The following is a 21,107-nucleotide window of genomic DNA, read 5'->3' as shown; positions in this document are numbered from 1 at the left end:
ATCGATGCCTCGAACTCTTTTCGGAACCGACGGCGTGCGTGGCCGCGCCAACAGCGAGCCCATGACTGCCGAGATCGCTATGCGCATCGGCATGGCCGCCGGGCAGGTTTTTCGCCGCGGCGCCCATCGCAATCGCGCCGTGATCGGCAAGGACACGCGGCTCTCCGGCTACATGATCGAACAGGCGCTGACGGCGGGCTTCCTGTCGGTTGGCGTCGATGTGCTGCTGCTTGGGCCCCTGCCGACGCCCGCCGTGGGCTTCCTGACCCGCTCCATGCGGGCCGATGTCGGCGTCATGATCTCGGCTTCGCACAATCCTTACGAGGATAACGGCATCAAGCTGTTCGGCCCGGACGGCTTCAAGCTCTCCGATGCTGTCGAAACCCAGATCGGTGCGCTGGTCGCCTCGCCGCATCAGTTAAACCTCGCCGCTTCGCCCGATATCGGCCGCGCCAAGCGCATCGGCGATTCCGATGGCCGCTATATCGAGGCGGTGAAGGGCTCCGTCGCCAAGGCGCTCGACCTCAGCGGCCTCAAGATCGTCGTCGATTGCGCCAACGGCGCTGCCTACAAGGTGGCGCCCACCGTGCTTTGGGAGCTGGGAGCCGAAGTCGTGCCCGTCGGCGTGTCGCCGGACGGCTTCAACATCAACGGGAACTGCGGCTCGACCCATCCCGGTGTGCTGCAGGAGCAGGTGATAACGCACCACGCCCATATCGGCATTGCACTCGATGGCGATGCCGATCGTGTGGTGCTGGTGTGCGAGCGCGGCCGCGTGATCGACGGCGACCAGTTGATGGCCACGATCTCCGATCACTGGGTACGCGACGGCCGGCTCACGGGTCGCGGCATCGTGGCGACGGTGATGTCCAATCTGGGGCTGGAGCGCTATCTCGGTGCGCGCAAGCTCGAGCTGATCCGCACCCAGGTCGGCGATCGCTATGTACTCGAGCGCATGCGCAGCGCCGGCTACAATCTCGGCGGCGAGCAGTCCGGCCATATCATCATGACCGACTACGCCACCACCGGCGACGGGCTGATGGCGGCCCTGCAGGGGCTGGCGGCAATGATCCGCAGCGGCAAGCCCGCCAGCGAGACGTTTCGCGCCTTCGAGCCGGTGCCGCAGTTCCTGAAGAACGTGCGCGTCGCCAATGCCAACGATGCGCTCGGCGCCGGTGTGGTGACGCGGGCGATCGCCGATGCCGAGGCCCGTCTTGGCAAGAACGGGCGCATTCTGGTCCGCAAGTCGGGCACCGAACCTTTGATCCGCGTCATGGCCGAGGGTGACGATTCCGATCTCGTGCGTGCCGTCGTCGATCAGATCATCGAGGCGATCCCGCGTTCGGCGGCGTAGAGGAAATCATGAAAGGGCGTGTGTTGATTATGGCCGGCTCCGATTCCGGAGGCGGCGCGGGCATTCAGGCCGACATCAAGGCCGTTACTGCCATGGGCGGCTTTGCCGCCACCGCGATCACCGCGCTCACGGCGCAGAACACCGAAGGTGTGCACGGGGTCGTGGCTATCGAGCCCGCCTTCATCGCCCAGCAGATCGAAGTCGTGCTGACCGACATCGGCGCCGATGCGCTGAAGACCGGCATGTTGCACAGCGCCGAGGTCATCGGCGTCGTGGCCGCTGGGATCAAGAAGTATGCGCCCGGTGTGCCGCTGGTCGTCGATCCGGTGATGGTCGCCAAGGGCGGGCACCGGCTGCTGCTGAGCGAGGCCGAGACCGCGCTACGCGACGTGTTGCTGCCGATGTCGGCGCTCATCACGCCCAACTTGCCTGAGGCCGAGGTGCTGGCCGGATTTCCTGTCAGGGTCGAAGCCGACATGAAGCGCGCCGCCCAGAAGCTCGCGACGCTCGGCGCCAAGGCTGTGCTGATGAAGGGCGGCCATCTTGATGGCGATCGCGTCGTCGACCTGCTCTTCCACGATGGCCGTTTCGACCGCTTCGAAGACCAGCGCATCGAGAGCCGCAGCACGCATGGAACGGGCTGCACGCTCGCCTCGGCGATCGCCGCGAGCCTCGCCCAGAAGATGAGCCTGCACGACGCCGTCGCGCGCGCGCGCAGCTATGTGCGCAAGGCCATCGAGACCGCACCGGGCTTCGGCCGCGGCCACGGCCCTCTCAATCACGCCGTAACAGTCAGATCGGACTAGGACTGGGAGCACGCCACTGGAGTCGCGCGCTCCCAGTGCCGAATGTCTGCTCCGTAGACCTTACGCGCCGAACCGCTCGAGGCGTTCCAGCACGGTGGGGATCTTGTCGTCCGTCACGTTGGCGAAGGCCAATCGGACGAAGCGCTCCTGGCCTGCACCGAACATGTCGCCGGGAATGGTGAGCAAGTTTTCCTCGTCGGCGAGCCGCTTGGAGACTTCGGTCGAGGGCTGGTTGGCGAAGGGATGCTCGACATAGGCGAAGTAGGCGCCAATGCTGACCAGTCGCCAACGGTTCGACTTCTGCAGCCCCTGACCCAGCAGATCGGCGCGCGCCTTCAGCCCCTCGGTGTTCTTCCGCGCCCAGGGCAGGAGGTTGCGCAGACCGTAGAGGGCCGCTTCCTGGCCGAGTCGTGGCGGGCAGATCGAAACGCAGTCCATCGCCTTTTCGATCTCGGCCATGAGCCTGGCGCCGGCAGTGACGCCACCGACCCGGTAGCCCGTCAACGCGAAGACCTTGGAGAAGCTGTAGAGGTGGACGAGCGTGCCCTGCCAATCGGGCTCGTCGAACAGCGCGTGCGGACGCTCGCCTTCGGGCAGAAAATCCTTGTAGGTCTCGTCGAGCAGCAGGGCGATGCCATGCTTCTTCGCGAGTTCGTAGAAGGCGTGGATGGTCTCGCGGGGATAGACTGCGCCCGTCGGATTGTTGGGCGAGATCAGCACGATGGCGCGGGTGCGCGGGCCGATCAGCTTCTCGGCATCCTCCGCGTTGGGCACCGCGCCGGAGCCTGGCCGGAAATCGAGCGACACCGGCTCGACGCCCTGCATGCGCATCCACATGTCGTGATTGAAGTAATGCGGCCGCGGCAGGATCACCTGGTCGCCGGCCTGCGCGATGCTCATCAGCGCCAGGCAGAAGGCCTGATTGCAGCCTGACGTAATGCCGACCTCATCGGCGCCGATTCGCGCGCTGTAGAAGGACGAGAGATGGTCGGCATAGGTCTCGCGCAGAGCCGGCAGGCCGAGGATCGGTGTGTAGCCGTGCATCGCCGGATCGAGCAGGAGCTCGCCCAGGTGTTTGCGCAGCTCGAGCGCCGGTGGATAGCCCGGCACGGCCTGGCTGAGATCGATGAGCGGGCGGTCTGCGGGAAAGGTGCGGCCCAGCACCCAGCGCTTGGTCTCGCCGATGGGCGAGGGGGCGACAGCGGCGAGCCAGGGATTGGCGGCAGGAACGGTTTGCATCAGACGACGGACACCTCAGTACATGCTGCCGCCGGAGCTCTTGGCTCCGGTCGTGTTGCCTTCGCGCATCGCCGCGACCGTCGCCTTGGCGGCGTTCACTAGCAACGCGTTGTCGGCCAGGATGGTCGTGAACTGGAAGCCCCAACCGATCGCCTTCTTGGCGTAGTCGGTCGAGCCGCAATGGATGCCGGCATGGATCTTGTGCTTCTTGCAGGCCTTCACAATGGTCTGGATGGCGTCGACGATCTTGGGATCGGTCTGGTCGCCCCGCGGCTCGCCGCCCAGTGACAGGCCGAGATCGGCCGGACCGACATAGACGGCATCGAGACCGGGCGTCGACAGGATGTCGTCAAGGTTCTCCATCGCCTTCTTAGTCTCGATCATCGCAAAAGTGAGCACGGTGTCATTTGCGTTCTTCACGTAGTCGGCGCCGTGCAGCCAGTTGGCGCGTGTCGGACCGACGCTGCGATAGCCCACCGGCGCGTAGCGGCAAGCGCCGACGAAGGCCTCGCATTCGGCGCGGCTGTTCACCATGGGGCAGATGATTCCGAAGGCACCGGCGTCGAGCAGCTTCATGATGATGCCGGGCTCGTTCCACGGCACGCGCGCCAGAGGGATGGTCGGCGTGGTGGCGATCGCCTGGAAGAGCGATACGGCTGCCTGATAATCGATCAAACCGTGCTGCAGATCGGCCGTGAGCGAGTCCCACCCGCCTTGCGCCATGCCTTCTGCTGCAACGCCGCTCGGGATGCCCAGCCAGCCATTGACGGCTGCGCCGCCCTTTTTCCAGATCGATTTCACAGTGTTTTCACGCACGACAGCTTCCTTCCGCGAGGGCTCGATGAGGCGCGCGGAGCATCCGGGCGTCCTCTCGACCTGTCAAATCTTGCTCAGTTTGCGTCCCTTGCCAAAACTCGTTGCTTGCTCGGCAGGTTGTGCATAGCATTTGTCCCAAGGCTCCGTGCGAAGTCTCTTCGTAAAAATGTGAGCGCTGTCATCAGCCGGCACACCGGCGCAGAGGAGGAAACATGGTTTCGACAAAGGTCAGTCGTCGTCGTTTCGTGGCCGGAACTGCCGTTGCATCGACGGCGGTCGTCGCCGCGCCGTTCGTTCGCAGCGCTTATGCTGCGGGTAAATTGTCGGTCGGATTCTGGGATCACTGGGTGCCGGGCGCCAACAAGGCGACGCAGGAACTCGTGAAGGAGTGGGCGGACAAGGAGAAAGTCGAAGTCACGATCGACTACATCACCTCGCAAGGTAATAAGCTGCTGCTGACGACCGCCGCGGAATCGCAGGCCAAGTCGGGCCACGACATTCTCGCTTTTTCGACCTGGTTGCCGTCGCGCTACGCCGATCAGCTCGTGCCGATGAACGATGTCGTCGAGCCGCTCATCAAGGCGAACGGCGCCGTCAACGGCACCGTCGAATATCTCGGCAAAGTCGACGGCAAGTGGCTCGCCGTGCCGGCCACCGTCGGCAGCCAGATCAAGGGACCGTGCTCGCGCATCGACCTTCTGAAGAAGCATGCCGGCATCGACATCCAGGCGATGTATCCGGCCGGCGCGGCTCCGCAGGCCGATGCCTGGAATCTCGACAACTTCCTCAAGGCGGCAGAAGCCTGCCAGAAGGGCGGCAACCCGTTCGGCATCGGCCTCGGCACGACGTCGGACAATGTCGATGCGGCCGGTGCGTTCTTCCACGCTTTTGGCGCCATGCTGGTCGACGCCAAGGGTAACATCACGGTCAAGTCGGACCCGGTGCGACAGGCCCTCGACTACTACAAGCGGTTGATGGCCTTCCTGCCGCCCGATGCGCCGTCGTGGGACGACGCCAGCAACAACAAGTTTCTGGTTTCCGGCCAGGGCTCGCTGATCATGAACCCGCCCAGCGCCTGGGCCGTCGCCAAGCGCGACGCACCGCAGGTCGCCGAGCAGCTCTGGACGCACGGCTTCCCGGCCGGGCCGAAGGGCCGCTTCGGACCCTTCCTGCCGTTCTTCTGGGGCGTATGGAACTTCAGCAAGAACCAGGCGGCGGCCAAGAGCCTGATCACCTTCCTCTCGCAAGCCGCGTCGGCCGAGAAGATGGTCATCGCCAGCGGCGGCTATGACCTGCCGTCGTTCGCCAACCTGACCACCTTCAAGGTCTGGGCCGAGGAAGCGCCGCCCAAGGGCACGCTCTACCACTACCCGAACCCGCACAACCACCAGACGCTCTCGATCGCCGCGGCGCCCGCGCCGCACAAGATCGCCGAACAGATCTATACGCAAGCAATCCAGACCCAGATGGTCGTCCGCTATGCCAAGGGCGAGGCGATGGACAAGACGCTCGACTGGGCGGCCAAGGAACTCGAAGGCTTCACTCGCAACTGATGCGTCGTCTTTGATCGGTCGGGGGATGCCGTCTTTCGCGGCGTCCCCCTGATCGTCACATCGGCCACCCCTCAGGAGCACAAGCCATGGCAGATATCGCGGCCCGTAATCCGGCCGTTATTGCAGGCGGCCAGCGCAGCGGCCTGCACAAGTTGATGCAGCGCAAGTCGACCATCGCTTTCCTGATGGCGCTTCCCCTCATTCTGTTGATCGCGATCCTGGTCGCCTATCCCGCGGGCTACGCCGTCTACCTTGCGACGTTGAACAAGGGCATGACGCGCTTCGTCGGTTTCGGGAACTTCGAATTCCTCTTCGGGCGCGACACTTTCTGGTTGGTCGTCTACCAGTCCTGCCTGTTCGCCATCACGGCCGTGATCTTCAAGGCGATCATCGGCTTCGTGGTCGCCCACTTCGTGCACAACATCCCCTCGAAGGGCCAGCGCAAGTGGCGCGGCATGCTGCTCGTGCCATGGGTCATCCCGCCGGCCATGAGCACGCTCGCCTGGCTGTGGCTGTTCGATCCGTCCTACAGCGCCCTCAACTGGATCCTGGCTCACTTCGGCATCGGGAATATCCCGTGGACCGGCGAAGCCGGATGGGCGCGCTTTTCGGTGATCCTGGTCAACGTGTGGATCGGTTCGCCGTTCTTCATGATCATGTATCTGGCAGCGCTGAAGTCGGTGCCGGAGCAACTTTACGAGGCGGCCTCGATTGACGGCGCCACCTGGTGGCAGCGTATCTGGTACGTGACCCTGCCGATGATGCGCAACATCATCGCCATCACCGCACTGTTTTCGTTGATCGTCACCTTCGCCAACTTCGACATCGTGCGCGTGTTGACGGCCGGCGGGCCGCTGAACAGCACGCACATCTTCGGCACCTGGGCGTTCCGGGTCGGCATCGAGGGCGGTGACATTCCGCTCGGTGCGGCGGTGTCGCTCTTCATGGTGCCGATCCTAGCCGTCGCCGCGACCTTCATCCTGCGCGACATCACCAAGCGGGGGAGTGAAGTCTGATGGCAAACGCATCGATCGCCACAGGCGCCCCGACGCGCCCCCGGTACGGAAGCATGAGTCGTGACCGGCGCTGGGCGCTGCGCTGGTCGTATTTCTTCCTCGTGCTGTTCGCCATCTTCTTCCTGATGCCGCCGATCTACATGCTGATCACCTCGCTCAAAACCAGCGCGGAGATCTCGGCGGCGACCAATCCGTGGTGGATCTCCAACCCCACCCTGCAGAACTACATCGATCTCCTGACACAGAACCAATTCCTGGTCTTCTTCAGGAACTCGGCGATCGTGTCGATCTGCGTCGTGGTGTTGACGATGTCGATCAGCGTGATCGCAGCCTTTGCGCTGGCACGCATGAAGTTCTGGGGCTCGGCTACCCTCGCCACCGGCGTGTTCCTGACCTACCTGATCCCGGAAACCCTGCTGTTCATCCCGCTGTTCAAGATGTTCGCCTGGGTCAACGAGATGTTCGGCATCCAGTTGATGAATCATTGGTGGACGATGATCATCCTCTATCCGACGCTGACCGTGCCGTTCGCCACCTGGATCATGATCGGCTACTTCGCCTCGATCCCCAAGGAGCTCGACGAGGCGGCGCTGATCGACGGCGCCACCTGGATGCAGACGCTGACCAAGATCTTCATCCCGGTCGCGTTGCCGGGGATCATCGCGGCCACGATCTTCACCTTCACGGTGGCGTGGGCGCAGTTCCTCTATCCGCTGGCCTTCACCACCTCGACGAGCGAACTGGTGCTGCCGGTGGGCATCGTGACGACGTTGATCAAGGGCGACGTCTTCAACTGGGGACAGATCATGACCGGAGCGCTGCTCGGCGCAGCACCGCCGCTCATCATCTACGCCTTCCTGATGGACTATTACATTGCGGGACTTACCGCGGGCGCGACAAAGGGATAGTCGACACATGGCACAGGTAACGTTGCGTAAGGTCGTCAAGAAGTATGACGAAGTGTTGGCCGTCCGCGGCATCGATCTCGATATCACCGACAAGGAGTTCATCGTGCTGGTCGGGCCTTCGGGCTGCGGCAAAAGCACGACCTTGCGCATGATCGCCGGTCTCGAGGAAATCTCGGACGGCGACATCGCGATCGGCGGTGACGTCGTCAACGACGTGCCGCCGAAGGACCGGGACATCGCCATGGTGTTCCAGAACTACGCGCTCTACCCGCACATGAACGTCTACGAGAACATGTCGTTCGGGTTGAAGCTCAAGAAGACGCCCAAGGACGAGATCGACCGGAGGGTAAAGCAGGCGGCGCAGATCCTCGACATCACCGAGCTGCTCGACCGCAAGCCCAAGCAGCTTTCAGGCGGCCAGCGCCAGCGCGTCGCCATGGGCCGTGCCATCGTGCGCGATCCCAAGGTGTTCCTGTTCGACGAACCGCTGTCGAACCTCGACGCCAAGCTGCGCGTGCAGATGCGCACCGAGATCAAGAAGGTGCACCAGAAGGTGCGCACCACGACGGTCTACGTGACCCACGATCAGGTCGAGGCCATGACACTCGCCGACCGTGTCGTCGTCATGAACGGCGGCCTGATCGAGCAGGTGGGCTCGCCGAACGATCTCTATCATTCGCCGGCTACGAAGTTCGTGGCGGGCTTCATCGGCTCGCCGGCCATGAACTTCATTCCCTGCCAGCTCGAGCAGGCAGCGGGTGCGCTCCGGGTGCGCGTGAACGACAAGCTCTCGTTCCCGGTGCCTGCAGACCGCACCGCGCGCTACACGGCGCAGGTCGGCAAGGCCAACCTGCTCCTGGGTTTGCGGCCCGAGCACATCACCGAAACCCGACCGCACAGCGAACCCAACCAGCACGATTTCGACATGGTGATCGACGTTGTCGAGCCGATGGGCATGGAGACGCTGGTCTATTTCACGATCAACGGCATCGAGATCTGCGGTCGCGTCAATCCAAACGCCGGCGCGACGGCCGCCAAGCCGATGAAGCTGAGGGCCGACCTCAGCAACATGCATCTGATCGACGACAGCACCGGCAAGGTGCTTTAGGTTAAGGGGGCGCGCGACTGGCGTCGCGCGCCCCTGGCTATTTCAAAGGAGACATCGATGGGTTCGTTGACGGGCAAGGTCGCCTGGGTGACCGGTGCTGGTTCGGGTATTGGTCAGGCGGCAGCGGTTGCGCTCGCGAAGGAGGGGGCGACTGTCGTCCTCACCGGACGCCGCAAGGCGCCGCTCGCAGCGACGGCCGCGATGGTCAAGAAGGTGGGCGGCAAGGCCGAGGTGAAGCCGGCCGATCTCATGAAGGCGAGCGCGGTCAACAAGATCGCCGCCGACATCGGCAAGAAGTATCGCCGCCTCGACATTCTGGTGAACAACGCCGGCCTCAACATCCTCGATCGGAGCTGGGCGAAGCTTTCGGCCAAGGGCGTCGACGAAGTGGTGCACGGCAACCTCTCCAGCGCCTTCTATTGCACGACGGCGGTGCTGCCGCTGATGCGCAAGTCCGGCGGCGGCGTGCTGATCCACACCTCGTCGGTCGCAGGCAAGGTGCCGAGCCTGCTGAGTGGCCCGGCCTATTCGGCGGCCAAGCACGGCGTGGTGGCGATGAGCCATACGATCAACATGGAAGAGTGCGTGAACGGCATCCGCTCCTGCGTGGTTTGCCCGGGCGAGGTGGCAACGCCGATCCTCGACAAGCGGCCGGTGCCGATCACCAAGGCCGAGCGAGCGCGCATGGCGCAGTCCGAAGATGTTGGCGATCTGATCCGCTACATCGCCTGCCTGCCGCCGCACATCGTCATCAACGAGGTGATGATCAACCCGACCTGGAACCGCGGCTATATCGCGAGCCTGAAGCGCGGCAAGGCCTGATGTTGGAGTCCTGATATGGGCACGGTGACAATCAAGGCGAAGGAACTCGAGTCCTTCGTCGCGGACATCTTTGCCTCGGCTGGATGCTCCAGGGAGGAGGGCGGCCGCATCGGCCGTTACCTCGTGAGCGCCAACCTCTCGGGCCACGACAGCCACGGTGTGGTGCGCGTGCCGCGCTACGCCCAGCAGAAGAAGAGCGGCACGGTGGTGGCTGACGTGAAGGTCGACGTCCTGGTCGACACACCGGTGATCGCCGTCGTCGATGGCAAGTATGGCTTCGGCCAGACGGTGACGCCGCAGGCCGTCCAGATCGGCATCGACAAGTGCCTGAAGGGTGGCCTCTCGGCCGTGACCTTACGCAACGCCGGCCATGTTGGCCGTGTCGGCGACTGGGCCGAGATGGCGGCAGCGGCGGGGCTGGTGTCGGTGCATTTCGTCAACGCCTCGGGCAGCGTCCTGGTGGCGCCGTTCGGCGGCGTCGAGCGGCGCTTCTCGACCGCGCCTTATTGCGTGGGCGTGCCGCGTCCCGGCATGGACCCGCTGGTCCTCGACTTCGCGACCTCGATCGTTGCCGAAGGCAAGGTGCTGGTGGCGAGCCAGGGCGGCAAGAAAGTGCCGGACGGTGCGCTGATCGGGCCGGACGGCAAGCCGAGCGCCGATCCGCATCTGCTCTATGGCGACTACACGCCGACCGGCCCGCGCGACCACAGCAAGGGTACCGGAGCGATCCAGGCCTTCGGCGATCACAAGGGCTCGGGCTTGGCCTTCATGTGCGAGATCCTGGGTGGCTCGCTCTCGGGCACGGGTGCGACCGATCCCAAGCGTGGGCGCTTCGCCAACGGCATGCTGTCCTTCTACATCGATCCCAAGGTGTTCGATGCCGAAGGCTTCTTCCCGAACGACATAGCCAAGTACGTGGCCTTCGTGAAGAGCTCGAAGCCTGCGTCTGCCGGCACTGAAATTCTGGTTCCGGGTGAGCCAGAGGTCCGCATGCGGGCCAAGCGGTTGGCTGAAGGCGTACCGCTGCCGGACGACACCTGGGCTGCCATCGTCGAGACCGCGCGCTCCGTCGGCCTCGACGAGCGGCGTATCCAGCAGGCGACGATGTAGCATCGTCGCGCAGCAGCGCGGCGGAAACGCTGCCGCGCTGCAGGCGCCGTCAGGACGTGAGACGCGCCACCAGCCTCACATAGGCATCGATGTCGAACTTGCGTTCGAGCCCGGACGCCATCATCGACCGCACCTTGCCGAAGATCGGACGCTCCGGCCATGGCCGGTCATGCAAGCCGAAGCACCACGCGACATTGGCGTAGGAGTTCGGATCGCGGCCGCAGAGGAAGTAGCGGTTGTTCAGCTCGAGGGCCGTTGAAAACGCTTTCTCCGGTGTCGCCGACCATTCGAGGATCTTCTTTCCCCAATACATGCGCATGTGATTGTGCATGTAGCCGGTGACCACCATCTCGCGCATCGCGGCGTTCCAATAGGGATCGTGAGTCTCGGCCGCCACGAGCTGCTTGGTGCTGTAGCGATAAGGGCGGCGGTCGGTGCTGTGGGCGGCCAGCGTCCGCCGCGCCCAGTCGGGGAGGCAGGCATAGCTGTCATAGTGCGGCTCGTGTTCGACGAAATTGATGGCGAGTTCGCGCCGGACGATCAGCTCCTCGAGATAGGCCGCGCGGTCGGCGCGCTCGGCACTCGCCTCGCTTACCGCAAGCGCGATCTCGACGGCGCTGATCTGTCCAAAATGCAGGTACGCGCCGAGGAAGGAGACCTGCTCGCGCGCCGGCTCGCTGCGCCCGGAAGCATAGCCCGCCAGCCCACCACGGACGAAGGCGCGCAAGCGGCGACGGGCCTCGACCGAGCCGCCCTTGAAGCGCTTAACGGGAGGGACGCTGCGGTCGATGTCGAGTTTGGCAAGGAGCTTCGCCGTGTCGGACAGGTCGAGAGACTTCGGCAACGAAAGCGACTTCGCGCTGACCTTGGCCCTGGTGCGCGGCAACGGCCGCACGAACTCGTCGCGCACCTTGAGGATCTTGGGGCGAAGGGTACGGGCCGCGATCTCCTGCTTGCTTGAGGCGAGTTCGACCGGGACGACGACGTCGCCTTCGACCTGCACGACGCGGCAAGCGGCGGCTTCGGCCAGGTTGGCGCGCCAGACCTTCTGGTGACGAAGATAGCCGCGATCGCAGACGACGAGGGCAGCGTGACGGGCAAGCTCGATGGCGACATCATCGGGAGCGCCTCGCCGGACGACAAAGCCCACGCCGCGCCGGGCCAACGCGGCCTGTACGTCGGCCAGCCCTTCGAGCATGAACGAATAATGGCGCGCGTTTGCCTCGGGATAGCCGTCGGTCAATCCAAAGCCGACGACCACCGGAAGCTCCAGGCGATTTGCGCAGACAATCGCGGTTTCCAGCGCCGGATTGAACGCCTCGCGTTGCGACTGCTGCATCCAATAGAGGACATAGTCGCCCGCGCGCTCCGGGCGGTCGTTGAGGGTTCGTAGCCGCGCCTGCTCGATCACCAGAAACTCGCCTTTGCCTGAAGCCGGAACTTCATCCTAACGTGGCCACGGGGAAATTGTTCTGTGCCGGCTCCGAATGTAGTGAGGGGGCGGACTTTGGGGGACTGATAAACAATGCGTCTGTTGCGTCCCGACCCTGCCGCCGGCCTGCTCGGCCTGCGTGCCATGAAGACCATGGCTTCCGTTTCGGGCCAGCTCGGCCCGGTCCAGCGTGCCATCATGGCCGCGGCACAGAAGGTCATCCTTAAACTCGACGCCGACATCGACGCCTTACCACCGATAACGCCGTCCGAGCTGGCGTCCGGCTTCCCCACCTCCGAACTCAGGGAGCAGTTCGTCAACGGCATGCTGGTGGTGGCGTTGGCGGACGGTGTGCCGTCGCGCGAGATGGTGGCGAAGGTGGAAGAATTCGCCGAAGCACTGGGCGTCGAAACGCCTGCGGTCACCGACCTGCGCCGACTGGCCGAGCATCAGATGCTGATCTTCAAGCTCGACTTTCTGCGCCGCAGCCAGGTCGCCGATATCATGAAGAACCAGTTGGCGCAGAAGGGCCCCCTCAGCCTGGCCAAAAGCGTGCTCACCATGCGCGGCCTGATGGAGGATCCCGCGCTCGCCGCTCGCTACCGCGCCTGGGAGACGCTGCCCAGCGATACGCTGGGCCACAGTCTGATCTCCTTCTATCGCAAGAACGGCTTCAGCCTGCCGGGCGAGCGTAAGGGCTTCCCCGAGGCCGGGCTGTATCACGATCTCTGCCATGTGCTGGGTGACTACGGTACGGACCCCGAGGGCGAAGTCCAGGTTGCCGCCTTCACGGCGGGTTTCAAAGAGACGCGGCCGTTCTACGTCGTGCTGTTCGCCGTGCTGATCTTCAGCACCGGGGTGAACATGCGGCCCAGTAACGAGGATTTCACGACCACCGGCGTGCTCGGCAAGCCCGGCATGGCCGAGCGGATGTTCGCTGCGCTCGAGCGTGGCGCGCAGGTGAATCTCGACCTGTCGGACAAGTGGGACTACTGGGCCTATGCCGAGCTGCCGCTCGCGGAAGCGCGCCGGCAGCTCAACATCGTGCCGAAGGGCTAACGATCCCGGCGCTTGCACCATTTGTGCAGTCCGCTTCCGATGGGCTCGGCTCCGCTGCTGGACTTGCGCGGTCGGGACGGGGCCGATTCTCCCTTTGAAACCGATGAAAGCTGCGCGCAGGATCGCTACGCGTGCCTGCGATCGGACAAAGGGAGCGACACATGGCGCGGCAGCAGTCGTTGATCTGCAAGGGATGCTGGCAACAGATGCATGTGCCGATCCCGCTCCGCGGGGCACTTTCGGTGCCATTTCGTGTTGTCGGTTTGCGTCCGAGCCGCATGAACCCGAACATCTGCACCTTCTGCGAGCTGATGTTCAAGCGCGTGATGAAGGCGACGAAGATCACCATCGACGCCACGATCCTGTTCGCCGATGTCCGCGCTTACACGAGCCTGTCGCAGTCTTTGTCGGCGACTGAGATGGGCAATCTGCTCGATATCTTCTACGACGAATGTGCGGCTGCCATCTGGGAGTACGATGGACTCCTCAACAAGACCATCGGCGACGCTGTTATGGCCGTGTTCAACTTCCCGATCCGCCAGGAGAACCATGCAAGGCAGGCATTGTTGGCCGCGCGCGAAATCCAGCGCCGATGCTCCGCGAGAAGGGCGGAGTTTGCCGAGTTGACGGGTCACGCCGGCATCGAGGTCGGTGTCGGTGTTGGCATTCATTGTGGCGAACTCAGCTTCGGCGAGTTCGGTCGCACGCATCGCGATTTGACGGCCATTGGCACGGTCGTGAACACGGCGTCGCGTGTCTAATCGGTCGCCGCCTCTGGCGAGATTCTGGTGACGACGGCCGTATATCAACGCGCAGGGGATGACCTGCAAGATAGAACGGCCAGGCCCTACGAGCTGAAGGGATTCGATCGCCCCCTCGAGCTCTACGTCGGCTAGACGCACTCTGGGCGACGGCTCTGAGTTGTGGAGGTATCTGCGGGCGATCCAATCGGCGGATCGTTGGCTTCGGCTTCGAGAGCCTGAGCCTGGCGCTCGAACTCGTCGGCGTAGGTGAGCAGGCGGGCTTGGACGTCGGGGCGCGTGCCTTCTGCGAGGCGTCGCGCTCGCGATGCCTGGCGGCGCAGGTTGAGAACGAGCAATGCCGAATTGTGCAAGGCGCCACCTCCAGCCACGGCCTCTTCGTTGAAGCCGGCCAAGCCTAAACTGCACCAGACCAAAGGAGATTTCAGGGCACTGTTGTGGCGGCAAACAGGCGGGTCGTCTAAGGGGCCGCGACCAACCTTCAAATTGTATCGAGTGCCTGTTCACCGATAGCGTCGATAACAGCAAGAGGTTGCCTTGAGGCAAAAGATGGCTGCGGGCGTCCGAATCTCGCTGCTGGGGGCCACAAACTAAACACGCCTTTAAGCTTGTGAACGTCCAATACTGACCTCAAATCCGAGATGAACTCGGTAAGCGAGAATAGCCATAGGGAGGCTTCAGTGGATCGTCCGATCCGATCGCCGAAGAGGTGGGGGGAGACGGCCCGACCGTACGCCCAGCAGCCGCAACCGTGCGGCGTTCTCGCGCCGATCGTGCCATATGAGACCTACATCAAGGACAGAGGCGCGGGCGATGTGTCGAGGTTTTCAGTTCGACCGCGAGCGGCCCTCCGGATGCCGCGATACATCTTCATCCGGATGGATTGACGGCCAGAGTGTATCTGGTCCAGCGTTTGCTACGGAATCGTTCTTCACGCCGGACAGGCTGACCGGCGAGCAGGCACCTTCACCTCTCTCGAGTCGATGCCTGCCAGAAGCGAAGCCGCCGTCCAGGCCGTTTGCCTGGGCGGCGTCTTTGCACCGCCCCTATCACTGACAAGGAATGGTCGCACCAGCTAGTGGCCGGTCGGCGCGCTGGCGAGCCACCGCTTTGCGGTTTCGAGCTGGGTGAAAAGACGCATCGGGCGATCCGCCGTTGCCATGATGCCCAGCAGCCGGGCGAGCGGTTCAAACTGGTCTTCGGTCAGCACGATCGCGACGGGCCCGGTCATAGCCTCCCCATTCTGCATCCTCATGCGAACGCCGAGTTCGATCGCCTGGCCTGGCGTGATCTTGGTGAGCGCCTTCGAGAAGTCGAGCAACTGTCGGTAAGCCAGGACATTCGCTCCTGCAATCGCGTCCAGATAGCTCACTACGTCGGCGAAAGTGAACTCGTCTTCCGCGCAGACAGTGATCTGCTTTTCCTTGGAGTCGATTACCCAGTCGAAAGCCATGAGCGATGCGCCATGTCTATCTGATGTCGGACTCCCCTAGTGTCAGGGCGATGGACGTCACGCCAGAGCAAACCATGCTAGGATGCGTGCGAATGCTGTGGTCTCCCCGACCGGCAGAGTGAGGAGTAAGCCACAGGTGAGTCACGCGGCTCGATGGTGCTTCGTAAAGGGCGCGCGAGCATCGTCGCTGCAATCGTGACGAGGCGTCCTTGGCGCCTTGGGCATGCGACGCTCTTCACAAGCATTTGAGATCACAGCTTGTACATGCAGCAGGCGCTGCCACTAGGGCAAGAATTCGTCCGACCGGTCGATCGACGTGTAAGTGTAGAGAATGGCCACGCCCGGTGTGTGACGGGCTGTTCTCGACGGCGTGGGAACACCCCCCAGCCGAGCATCGCGGCGACACCACGAACCGCCCGACGCGTCGATCTGCAAGGCGACCGAGGGCCGATCGGTTGGAGACGTTTTTGACCGCGCAGCGATGCGTGTCGCGAGCGTTTCCTCCCTGAACAGGCCCGCTGCCCGCAACGGCGGCGGGCTTTTTTCTTAGTAATCGGCGGTTCGGCTCATGTAGGGAGTGCGTTCGTGAGGATAGCGACGCTCGCCGGCTCGCGGCCATCAAGGTTCCGGATCATAGCAAACGGGAGCCAGAGCCAGGCTTCGATTCGCAACCTGATGCAATCAGGTGGTCTGATTGTGGGAACCGCCCGCCTGTGAAATACCGAGAAGCGCGGCCGACGCCTGACCGGATTTCGCCGACGTCGCGAGATCGGCGAGGGCCAGTATGCCGACGAGCCGCTTGTTGCGATCTACGACAGGTAGGCGTCGTATCTGCTGATCGCCCATGTTCTGGCACACGTGGTTGGTGTCTTCGTCGTCGAAGCAGTACTTGACCTCTTTGCTCATGACCTCGCGTACGGTGGCCGTAGGCGGCTTGCCACCGGCGACGCCCCGAACGGCTATGTCGCGATCCGTGATCATCCCCACGAGCTTGTCGTTTTCGCCGACCGGCAGGGCACCGGCGTCGATATCAAGCATGAGGCGCGCCGCCTCCTGGATGCTCTGGTCAGGACTGATGGTGCGTACGTCACGGGTCATTGCTTCTCGAACCAGCATGAACTCCTCCTGTGTCGTCCGCTCGAATAGGCAATGCAGGTTGCCCACGGTGGTTGCGGCCAGAACTCGGCAAAATGTCGTGTCAGGCGATTGATCGCGGCCGCTTCGATGCTCGGTATGGGATCGATCACTCGACGATCCTGGATCGCGCGCGCTGAGGAGGGGCTTGTAAGTGCTGGTCGCGTGGTTCGTGCGAGAGACCATCGTCAATCGCCTCTCCGGTTGGAGGACGGCGAAATTTTCACAGAGAGGCTACCGCGGAAGGTCCCGATTTGCGACTCGTTCGCAATAACGATAGGTTCGCCCCGGATCGCGTGGACAGCAAAGGCATCTAGGTGATTGGCAAGGACCTCAAGCGGCTCTTCCTCGCACATCGGCGCGAGTTGCAGACCTATCTCAACCGGCGCCTGCGCGACCGGGAGATGGCGGCCGACCTGACCCAGGAAACCTTCCTGCGCTTTGCCGAGCAGGGCTCCCGGACGACCATCGTCGACGATCGTTCCTACCTTTATAGGACGGCCAGGAACCTCGCCATCGACCATGTCCGGCGGATCGGTCGGCATCGGACCGACTCCACGACGCACGACGATCTGGCGGACCTTCCCGAGAATCTCCCGGGTCCGGAGCAGATCGTCGACGGCCGCCAGCGCTTGGACCGCCTGCGAACCATTGTCGAAGGACTGCCCAAACGTACCCGGCAGGTGTTCGTGCTCAATCGCATCGAGGGACTGACGTATAGCGAGATCGCAGGAAGGCTCGGGATCTCAATTAGTTCGGTGCAGAAGCACCTTGCCAGTGCGCTGCAGCACGTCCTTCAGCGCACCGACCTTCAATAAATTCACGGTTTCCTTTACTGGAACGGGGACGCTCACGCGTCCTACTCTATGACGAGAGTCGCGCGGCGACCTTGAGATCGGGATGGAAAGGTGAGCGTGCTCGGGCGCCAAAGACGCGAAATCGAAGCCGAGGCTGCGACATGGGTCATCCGCCTGGGGCGGGGGCCGTTGCCGGACGACGAGCGGCACGAGTTCGATCGCTGGCTTGGTGAGGATTACAGGCATCGAGCCGCGTTCGAGCGGGCACGGTCGACCTGGGCAGAGCTTGGCGAACTGCGGCGTGCGCCGGGTAAGTTGCTCGACGATGTCACGTCCTCACCGCAACCATCGTTTGTTCCGTCCGCCGGTCGCCGTCTGACGCCAGCCGTGATGCGCAGGGCGATGGCCGCCATGGTTTTGGTCATCGTCGGTATGGGACTCGGCCTCTTCTGGTTTGGCGACCCGCTGCTTCTGCTCGAAGCCGATTACCGCACGCTGCCCGGTGAGAATCGCAGCGTGACCCTGGCCGACGGCAGCTTGGTGCAGCTCAATGCCGCCAGCGCCCTTGTCGTACGCTTCGACGGTCGGGAGCGCCGAGTCGAGTTGCTGGCGGGCGAGGCTTATTTCACCGTCGCCCCAAGGACAGAGAACGAGACCCGGCCCTTTGTCGTCGTCGCCGCAAATGGGACGGCCACGGCGCTTGGGACCGAATTCCTGGTGGACCGGGATCGCGAGGGCGCGGACGTCACGGTCGTCGAGCATCAGGTAGAGATCTCTGCGACCACGACGCGCGAGAAACGCGCTTCGATCGTGCTCTCGCCTGGCCAGTCGGTCCGCTATGACCGTACCAGCGGCATAGGAAATGCGAGAGAGGTCAATCTCCAGCGCGCCACGGCCTGGCGCCGGGGGGAACTGGTCTTCGACAAAGCCCGATTGTCTGACGTGGTGGCCGAACTCAACCGCTACCGGCGGGGGCGGATCATCATCTCCGATGGCAGCCTGGCGGACCGCCGAGTCAGCGGCTTCTTTCGGACTGACGAGCTGGACGGCGCGCTCGCGTCGATGACCCGCGAACTAGGCGCCCGCGCCCTGAATCTGCCGCCCTTCCTGACGGTTCTCTACTAGACCCCAACGGCCGGAAACATTTTCCGAACTTTTTTTACCTGATCTGACCGCGTCGCACGTCATCCCAACTAACTGAGAATGCAAGTCACTCGCCTGTGGGGCGACGGGGTGTTGTAATGAGTGTGTGGGTTGGGAGAAGGCGGATCGGGCTCGCCAAGCCGCTGTGCAAGTGGTCGAGCACGGTGGCGGCGATTCTGACGGTGGCTGCGGGCGCGGTCTGGGCGTCACCGGTGAGTGCCCAGCCTCAAGGCCAGACGCCCGCAGGGACCGACCGTCGTGTCGCGTTCGATATTCCTCCGCAGGACCTCAACAGCGCCATTCTGGCCTTCGCTGAACGAGCCGGTATCCGCGTCTTCTACGACGTGTCGCGGGTCCAGGGTCTGCGCAGCAATGGCGTTGCCGGTGAACTCACGCCTTCCGAAGCCCTCGGCCGGCTGCTTGCGGGCACAGGTCTGACTTTCCGGTTTACCGGTGCCAATGCCGTCGAGTTGCAGAAGTTGGACGCCGGCGCTCTCGCGCCGGGCGCCCTGCAGCTCGATCCCGTGCAGGTGCAGGGCGTCTTCCCCGTGCCATCGCAGGCGATGATCGACAACATTCCGCCGCCATACGCAGGCGGCCAAGTCGCGACGGGCAGCCAGCTCGGTTTGCTCGGCAATCGCGACGTGATGGACACGCCGTTCAACCAGACCAGTTACACCGCCAAGAAGGTGCAGGACCAGCAGGCCCGCACCGTGCGCGATGTCCTGGTCGACGATCCGTCCGTCCGTTCGACCTGGCCGGCGGGCAGCAGCTTCGACGAGATCGTGCGTATTCGCGGCCTCACCGTCAGCAGCCTCGATACGTCGTTCAACGGCCTCTACGGCATCATGCCCATCGCCTCGGTGCAGGCGGAACTTCCTGAGCGAGTCGAAGTGCTCAAGGGGCCAAGCGCCATGCTGAACGGCATGCCGCCCGGCGGCGGGATCGGCGGCTCGGTCAACATCGTGCCCAAGCGCGCCGGCTCGCAGCCGCTCAACCAGATAACGGCGGGATACGGCTATGTCGGGCAGTTCAGCGGTCATGCCGACATCGCCCGCCGCTTTGGTCCGGACGAGCAGTTCGGCGCGCGATTCAACGGTGTCTTCCGGGCCGGCAATACGGCCATCGAGCGCAACACAGAGCAGGTCGGCCTGACCTCGCTGGGCCTGGATTTCCGTGGCGAACGCGTCCGCTTGTCGGGCGATTTCGGTTTCCAATCGCAATACATCGGCGGGCTCGTGTCCTTTGTCCGCCCCAATGCCGGGGTGGCGGTGCCGCTTGCACCGTTCAATTCGTCGAACTTCGGACAGACCTGGAGCGATACATCGCGGCAGGATCTCTTCGCGGTGCTGCGGGCCGAGGTCGATCTCACCGAGAAGATCACGGCCTATGCCGCTTTCGGCGCCCACGACAACCGGGTCAACACCTTCTCGGCCGGCAATCCGGCAGGCACTTCGTTCAACGGCAACATCACCCAGACGCCGTTCCGGCAGGCCGTCTACAACAGCTTCCTCACCGGCGAGGTTGGCGTGCGGGCGCTCGTGGACACCGGCCCACTCAGCCACGAATTCGCCGTGAGCGCGACGACGCTCCAGCAGGAGGCGGGGGCGGGATCGGTGAACGGGACCGCCTTCACCTCGAACATCTATGCGCCGAACCTGATCGCCCGGCCCAACATCGCCTCGCCGATCGCGACCAAGTCGAGCCTCACCACCCTGTCGGGAATCGCCTTTGCAGACACGATATCGGCCGCGAACAAGCGCATCCAGCTCACAGCCGGTGGCCGCTTCCAGAGCGTCAAGGCGTACAACTATGACCCCGTGACAGGTGCGCAACTCTCGGCATACGACGAGAGCGCCTTCTCCCCCTCCGTTGCCCTCGTTTTCAAGCCCTGGGAGAACGTCTCCCTCTACGGCAACTGGATTCAGGGTCTTCAGCCCGGCCAGGTCGTGCCCGCCGGCTTCTCCAACAGCGGGCAGATCTTCGCGCCCTACAAGTCGAACCAGTTCGAGGTCGGCGTGAAGGTCGACTGGGGGAAGCTGACGACGACCGTCAGCGCTTTCCAGATCACACAGCCCAGCACAATCACCGACACCGCGACCAACGCGCTGGTCCTCGCCGGCCAGCAACGCAACCAGGGCATCGAGATCAACGTCTTCGGCGAGGTCGCCGAGGGCATCCGGCTGCTGGGCGGTGCGATGTTCATTGATGCTGTGCTGACGCAGACTCAGAACGGCACGACCAATGGATGGCAGGCGCTAGGCGTGCCCAATGTGCAGTTCAACCTCGCCGGCGAATGGGACACGCCGTTCGCCAAGGGCCTCACCCTGAACGGACGCGTCGTCTACACCGGCGCACAGTACATCGACGTGTCATACCCGCGTCGCACCATCCCGGACTGGACGCGCATCGATGTCGGCGCGCGCTACGCCTTCGAGGGCGTGAAGAGCCCGACGGGCGGTCCGGTCACGATCCGCTTCAACGTCGAGAACCTGTTCGACGCCAGCTACTGGGCGACCTCGTCCAACGGTTTCCTGCTGCAGGGCACGCCGCGCACCTTCCGCCTGTCGTCAACCTTCGACTTCTAGAGACCGCG

General features: G+C 63.8%; 18 protein-coding genes and 1 pseudogene. 13 read left to right on the top strand and 6 right to left on the bottom strand.

Annotated elements, in window-relative coordinates; genetic code table 11:
- Positions 1-4: 4 nt before the first annotated feature.
- Together glmM and thiD are read left to right on the top strand one after the other, a co-directional pair.
- Positions 5-1,354, top strand: coding sequence for a phosphoglucosamine mutase (gene glmM / locus EPO50_RS19215; protein WP_296346617.1), 1,350 nt, complete (start codon positions 5-7; stop codon positions 1,352-1,354).
- Between the two features lie 8 nt (positions 1,355-1,362).
- Positions 1,363-2,160: a bifunctional hydroxymethylpyrimidine kinase/phosphomethylpyrimidine kinase gene (thiD, locus tag EPO50_RS19210; protein WP_296346616.1), complete on the top strand. Its 798-nt coding sequence runs from the start codon at positions 1,363-1,365 to the stop codon at positions 2,158-2,160.
- Positions 2,161-2,220: 60 nt separating this feature from the next.
- Here thiD and EPO50_RS19205 read toward each other — a convergent pair whose 3' ends face one another.
- Entirely contained in the window at positions 2,221-3,399 is a 1,179-nt protein-coding gene (locus EPO50_RS19205; RefSeq protein WP_296346615.1) for an aminotransferase, read from the bottom strand.
- Positions 3,400-3,414: 15 nt separating this feature from the next.
- On the bottom strand, positions 3,415-4,215 hold the full coding sequence (locus EPO50_RS19200; protein ID WP_296346614.1) for an aldolase/citrate lyase family protein: 801 nt from the start codon (positions 4,213-4,215) through the stop codon (positions 3,415-3,417).
- Between the two features lie 212 nt (positions 4,216-4,427).
- Between EPO50_RS19200 and EPO50_RS19195 the strand changes: the two genes are divergently transcribed.
- From EPO50_RS19195 to EPO50_RS19170, 6 genes are all read left to right on the top strand, one after another.
- Positions 4,428-5,768: an ABC transporter substrate-binding protein gene (locus EPO50_RS19195; RefSeq protein WP_296346613.1), complete on the top strand. Its 1,341-nt coding sequence runs from the start codon at positions 4,428-4,430 to the stop codon at positions 5,766-5,768.
- 86 nt (positions 5,769-5,854) lie between these two features.
- On the top strand, positions 5,855-6,784 hold the full coding sequence (locus EPO50_RS19190) for a carbohydrate ABC transporter permease (RefSeq protein ID WP_296346612.1): 930 nt from the start codon (positions 5,855-5,857) through the stop codon (positions 6,782-6,784).
- Positions 6,784-7,692, top strand: a complete 909-nt coding sequence (locus tag EPO50_RS19185) for a carbohydrate ABC transporter permease (protein WP_296346611.1) — start codon at positions 6,784-6,786, stop codon at positions 7,690-7,692. Before EPO50_RS19190 ends, EPO50_RS19185 begins: the two co-directional genes overlap by 1 nt.
- A 7-nt stretch (positions 7,693-7,699) precedes the next feature.
- Positions 7,700-8,800, top strand: a complete 1,101-nt coding sequence (locus EPO50_RS19180; RefSeq protein ID WP_296346610.1) for an ABC transporter ATP-binding protein — start codon at positions 7,700-7,702, stop codon at positions 8,798-8,800.
- A gap of 57 nt (positions 8,801-8,857) precedes the next feature.
- Positions 8,858-9,622 carry an SDR family oxidoreductase gene (locus tag EPO50_RS19175; protein ID WP_296346609.1) on the top strand — a complete coding sequence of 255 codons (765 nt, stop codon included), beginning with the start codon at positions 8,858-8,860 and terminating at the stop codon, positions 9,620-9,622.
- A gap of 15 nt (positions 9,623-9,637) precedes the next feature.
- Positions 9,638-10,732: a malate/lactate/ureidoglycolate dehydrogenase gene (locus EPO50_RS19170; protein ID WP_296346608.1), complete on the top strand. Its 1,095-nt coding sequence runs from the start codon at positions 9,638-9,640 to the stop codon at positions 10,730-10,732.
- 49 nt (positions 10,733-10,781) lie between these two features.
- Here EPO50_RS19170 and EPO50_RS19165 read toward each other — a convergent pair whose 3' ends face one another.
- Positions 10,782-12,146 (bottom strand): deoxyribodipyrimidine photo-lyase, encoded by a 1,365-nt coding sequence (locus EPO50_RS19165; RefSeq protein WP_296346652.1) that lies wholly within the window; start codon positions 12,144-12,146, stop codon positions 10,782-10,784.
- 111 nt (positions 12,147-12,257) lie between these two features.
- Between EPO50_RS19165 and EPO50_RS19160 the strand changes: the two genes are divergently transcribed.
- Positions 12,258-13,223 carry a hypothetical protein gene (locus EPO50_RS19160; RefSeq protein ID WP_296346607.1) on the top strand — a complete coding sequence of 322 codons (966 nt, stop codon included), beginning with the start codon at positions 12,258-12,260 and terminating at the stop codon, positions 13,221-13,223.
- Between the two features lie 161 nt (positions 13,224-13,384).
- Positions 13,385-14,119 (top strand): annotated as a pseudogene (locus tag EPO50_RS19155) (adenylate/guanylate cyclase domain-containing protein).
- On the opposite strand, the gene EPO50_RS19150 reads toward EPO50_RS19155, so the two are convergent.
- The 3 genes from EPO50_RS19150 to EPO50_RS19140 form a co-directional block, all read right to left on the bottom strand.
- Entirely contained in the window at positions 14,116-14,379 is a 264-nt protein-coding gene (locus EPO50_RS19150) for a hypothetical protein (protein ID WP_296346606.1), read from the bottom strand. The pseudogene EPO50_RS19155 and the gene EPO50_RS19150 overlap by 4 nt on opposite strands.
- Positions 14,380-15,059: 680 nt before the next feature.
- On the bottom strand, positions 15,060-15,437 hold the full coding sequence (locus tag EPO50_RS19145; RefSeq protein ID WP_296346605.1) for a hypothetical protein: 378 nt from the start codon (positions 15,435-15,437) through the stop codon (positions 15,060-15,062).
- A 681-nt stretch (positions 15,438-16,118) separates the two neighbouring features.
- Positions 16,119-16,757, bottom strand: a complete 639-nt coding sequence (locus tag EPO50_RS19140) for a CBS domain-containing protein (RefSeq protein ID WP_367268053.1) — start codon at positions 16,755-16,757, stop codon at positions 16,119-16,121.
- 131 nt (positions 16,758-16,888) lie between these two features.
- Here EPO50_RS19140 and EPO50_RS19135 point away from each other — a divergent pair, with 131 nt between their 5' ends.
- The 3 genes from EPO50_RS19135 to EPO50_RS19125 all read left to right on the top strand — a co-directional run bounded on the left by EPO50_RS19135 (position 16,889) and on the right by EPO50_RS19125 (position 21,099).
- Positions 16,889-17,389, top strand: a complete 501-nt coding sequence (locus tag EPO50_RS19135; RefSeq protein WP_296346604.1) for an RNA polymerase sigma factor — start codon at positions 16,889-16,891, stop codon at positions 17,387-17,389.
- A 90-nt stretch (positions 17,390-17,479) separates the two neighbouring features.
- Positions 17,480-18,493 carry a FecR family protein gene (locus EPO50_RS19130; RefSeq protein WP_296346603.1) on the top strand — a complete coding sequence of 338 codons (1,014 nt, stop codon included), beginning with the start codon at positions 17,480-17,482 and terminating at the stop codon, positions 18,491-18,493.
- Between the two features lie 116 nt (positions 18,494-18,609).
- A complete protein-coding gene (locus EPO50_RS19125; protein ID WP_296346602.1) occupies positions 18,610-21,099 on the top strand; it encodes a TonB-dependent receptor in 2,490 nt (829 codons plus the stop codon).
- Positions 21,100-21,107: the final 8 nt, after the last annotated feature.

This window comes from Reyranella sp. (genome assembly GCF_004297405.1).
Classification (GTDB): Bacteria; Pseudomonadota; Alphaproteobacteria; order Reyranellales; family Reyranellaceae; genus Reyranella.
Note: the sequence above shows the minus strand (reverse complement) of the source record. Positions and strands in the feature narration are given on the sequence as shown.

Bases quoted from the DNA above. Each gene is read 5' to 3' on its own strand.
- EPO50_RS19140 (WP_367268053.1), bottom strand. From the start codon at position 16,757: ATGGTCTCTCGCACGAACCACGCGACCAGCACTTACAAGCCCCTCCTC.
- glmM (WP_296346617.1), top strand. From the start codon at position 5: ATGCCTCGAACTCTTTTCGGAACCGACGGCGTGCGTGGCCGCGCCAAC.
- EPO50_RS19145 (WP_296346605.1), bottom strand. From the start codon at position 15,437: ATGGCTTTCGACTGGGTAATCGACTCCAAGGAAAAGCAGATCACTGTC.
- thiD (WP_296346616.1), top strand. From the start codon at position 1,363: ATGAAAGGGCGTGTGTTGATTATGGCCGGCTCCGATTCCGGAGGCGGC.
- EPO50_RS19195 (WP_296346613.1), top strand. From the start codon at position 4,428: ATGGTTTCGACAAAGGTCAGTCGTCGTCGTTTCGTGGCCGGAACTGCC.
- EPO50_RS19170 (WP_296346608.1), top strand. From the start codon at position 9,638: ATGGGCACGGTGACAATCAAGGCGAAGGAACTCGAGTCCTTCGTCGCG.
- EPO50_RS19205 (WP_296346615.1), bottom strand. From the start codon at position 3,399: ATGCAAACCGTTCCTGCCGCCAATCCCTGGCTCGCCGCTGTCGCCCCC.
- EPO50_RS19125 (WP_296346602.1), top strand. From the start codon at position 18,610: ATGAGTGTGTGGGTTGGGAGAAGGCGGATCGGGCTCGCCAAGCCGCTG.
- EPO50_RS19180 (WP_296346610.1), top strand. From the start codon at position 7,700: ATGGCACAGGTAACGTTGCGTAAGGTCGTCAAGAAGTATGACGAAGTG.
- EPO50_RS19190 (WP_296346612.1), top strand. From the start codon at position 5,855: ATGGCAGATATCGCGGCCCGTAATCCGGCCGTTATTGCAGGCGGCCAG.
- EPO50_RS19185 (WP_296346611.1), top strand. From the start codon at position 6,784: ATGGCAAACGCATCGATCGCCACAGGCGCCCCGACGCGCCCCCGGTAC.
- EPO50_RS19175 (WP_296346609.1), top strand. From the start codon at position 8,858: ATGGGTTCGTTGACGGGCAAGGTCGCCTGGGTGACCGGTGCTGGTTCG.
- EPO50_RS19160 (WP_296346607.1), top strand. From the start codon at position 12,258: ATGCGTCTGTTGCGTCCCGACCCTGCCGCCGGCCTGCTCGGCCTGCGT.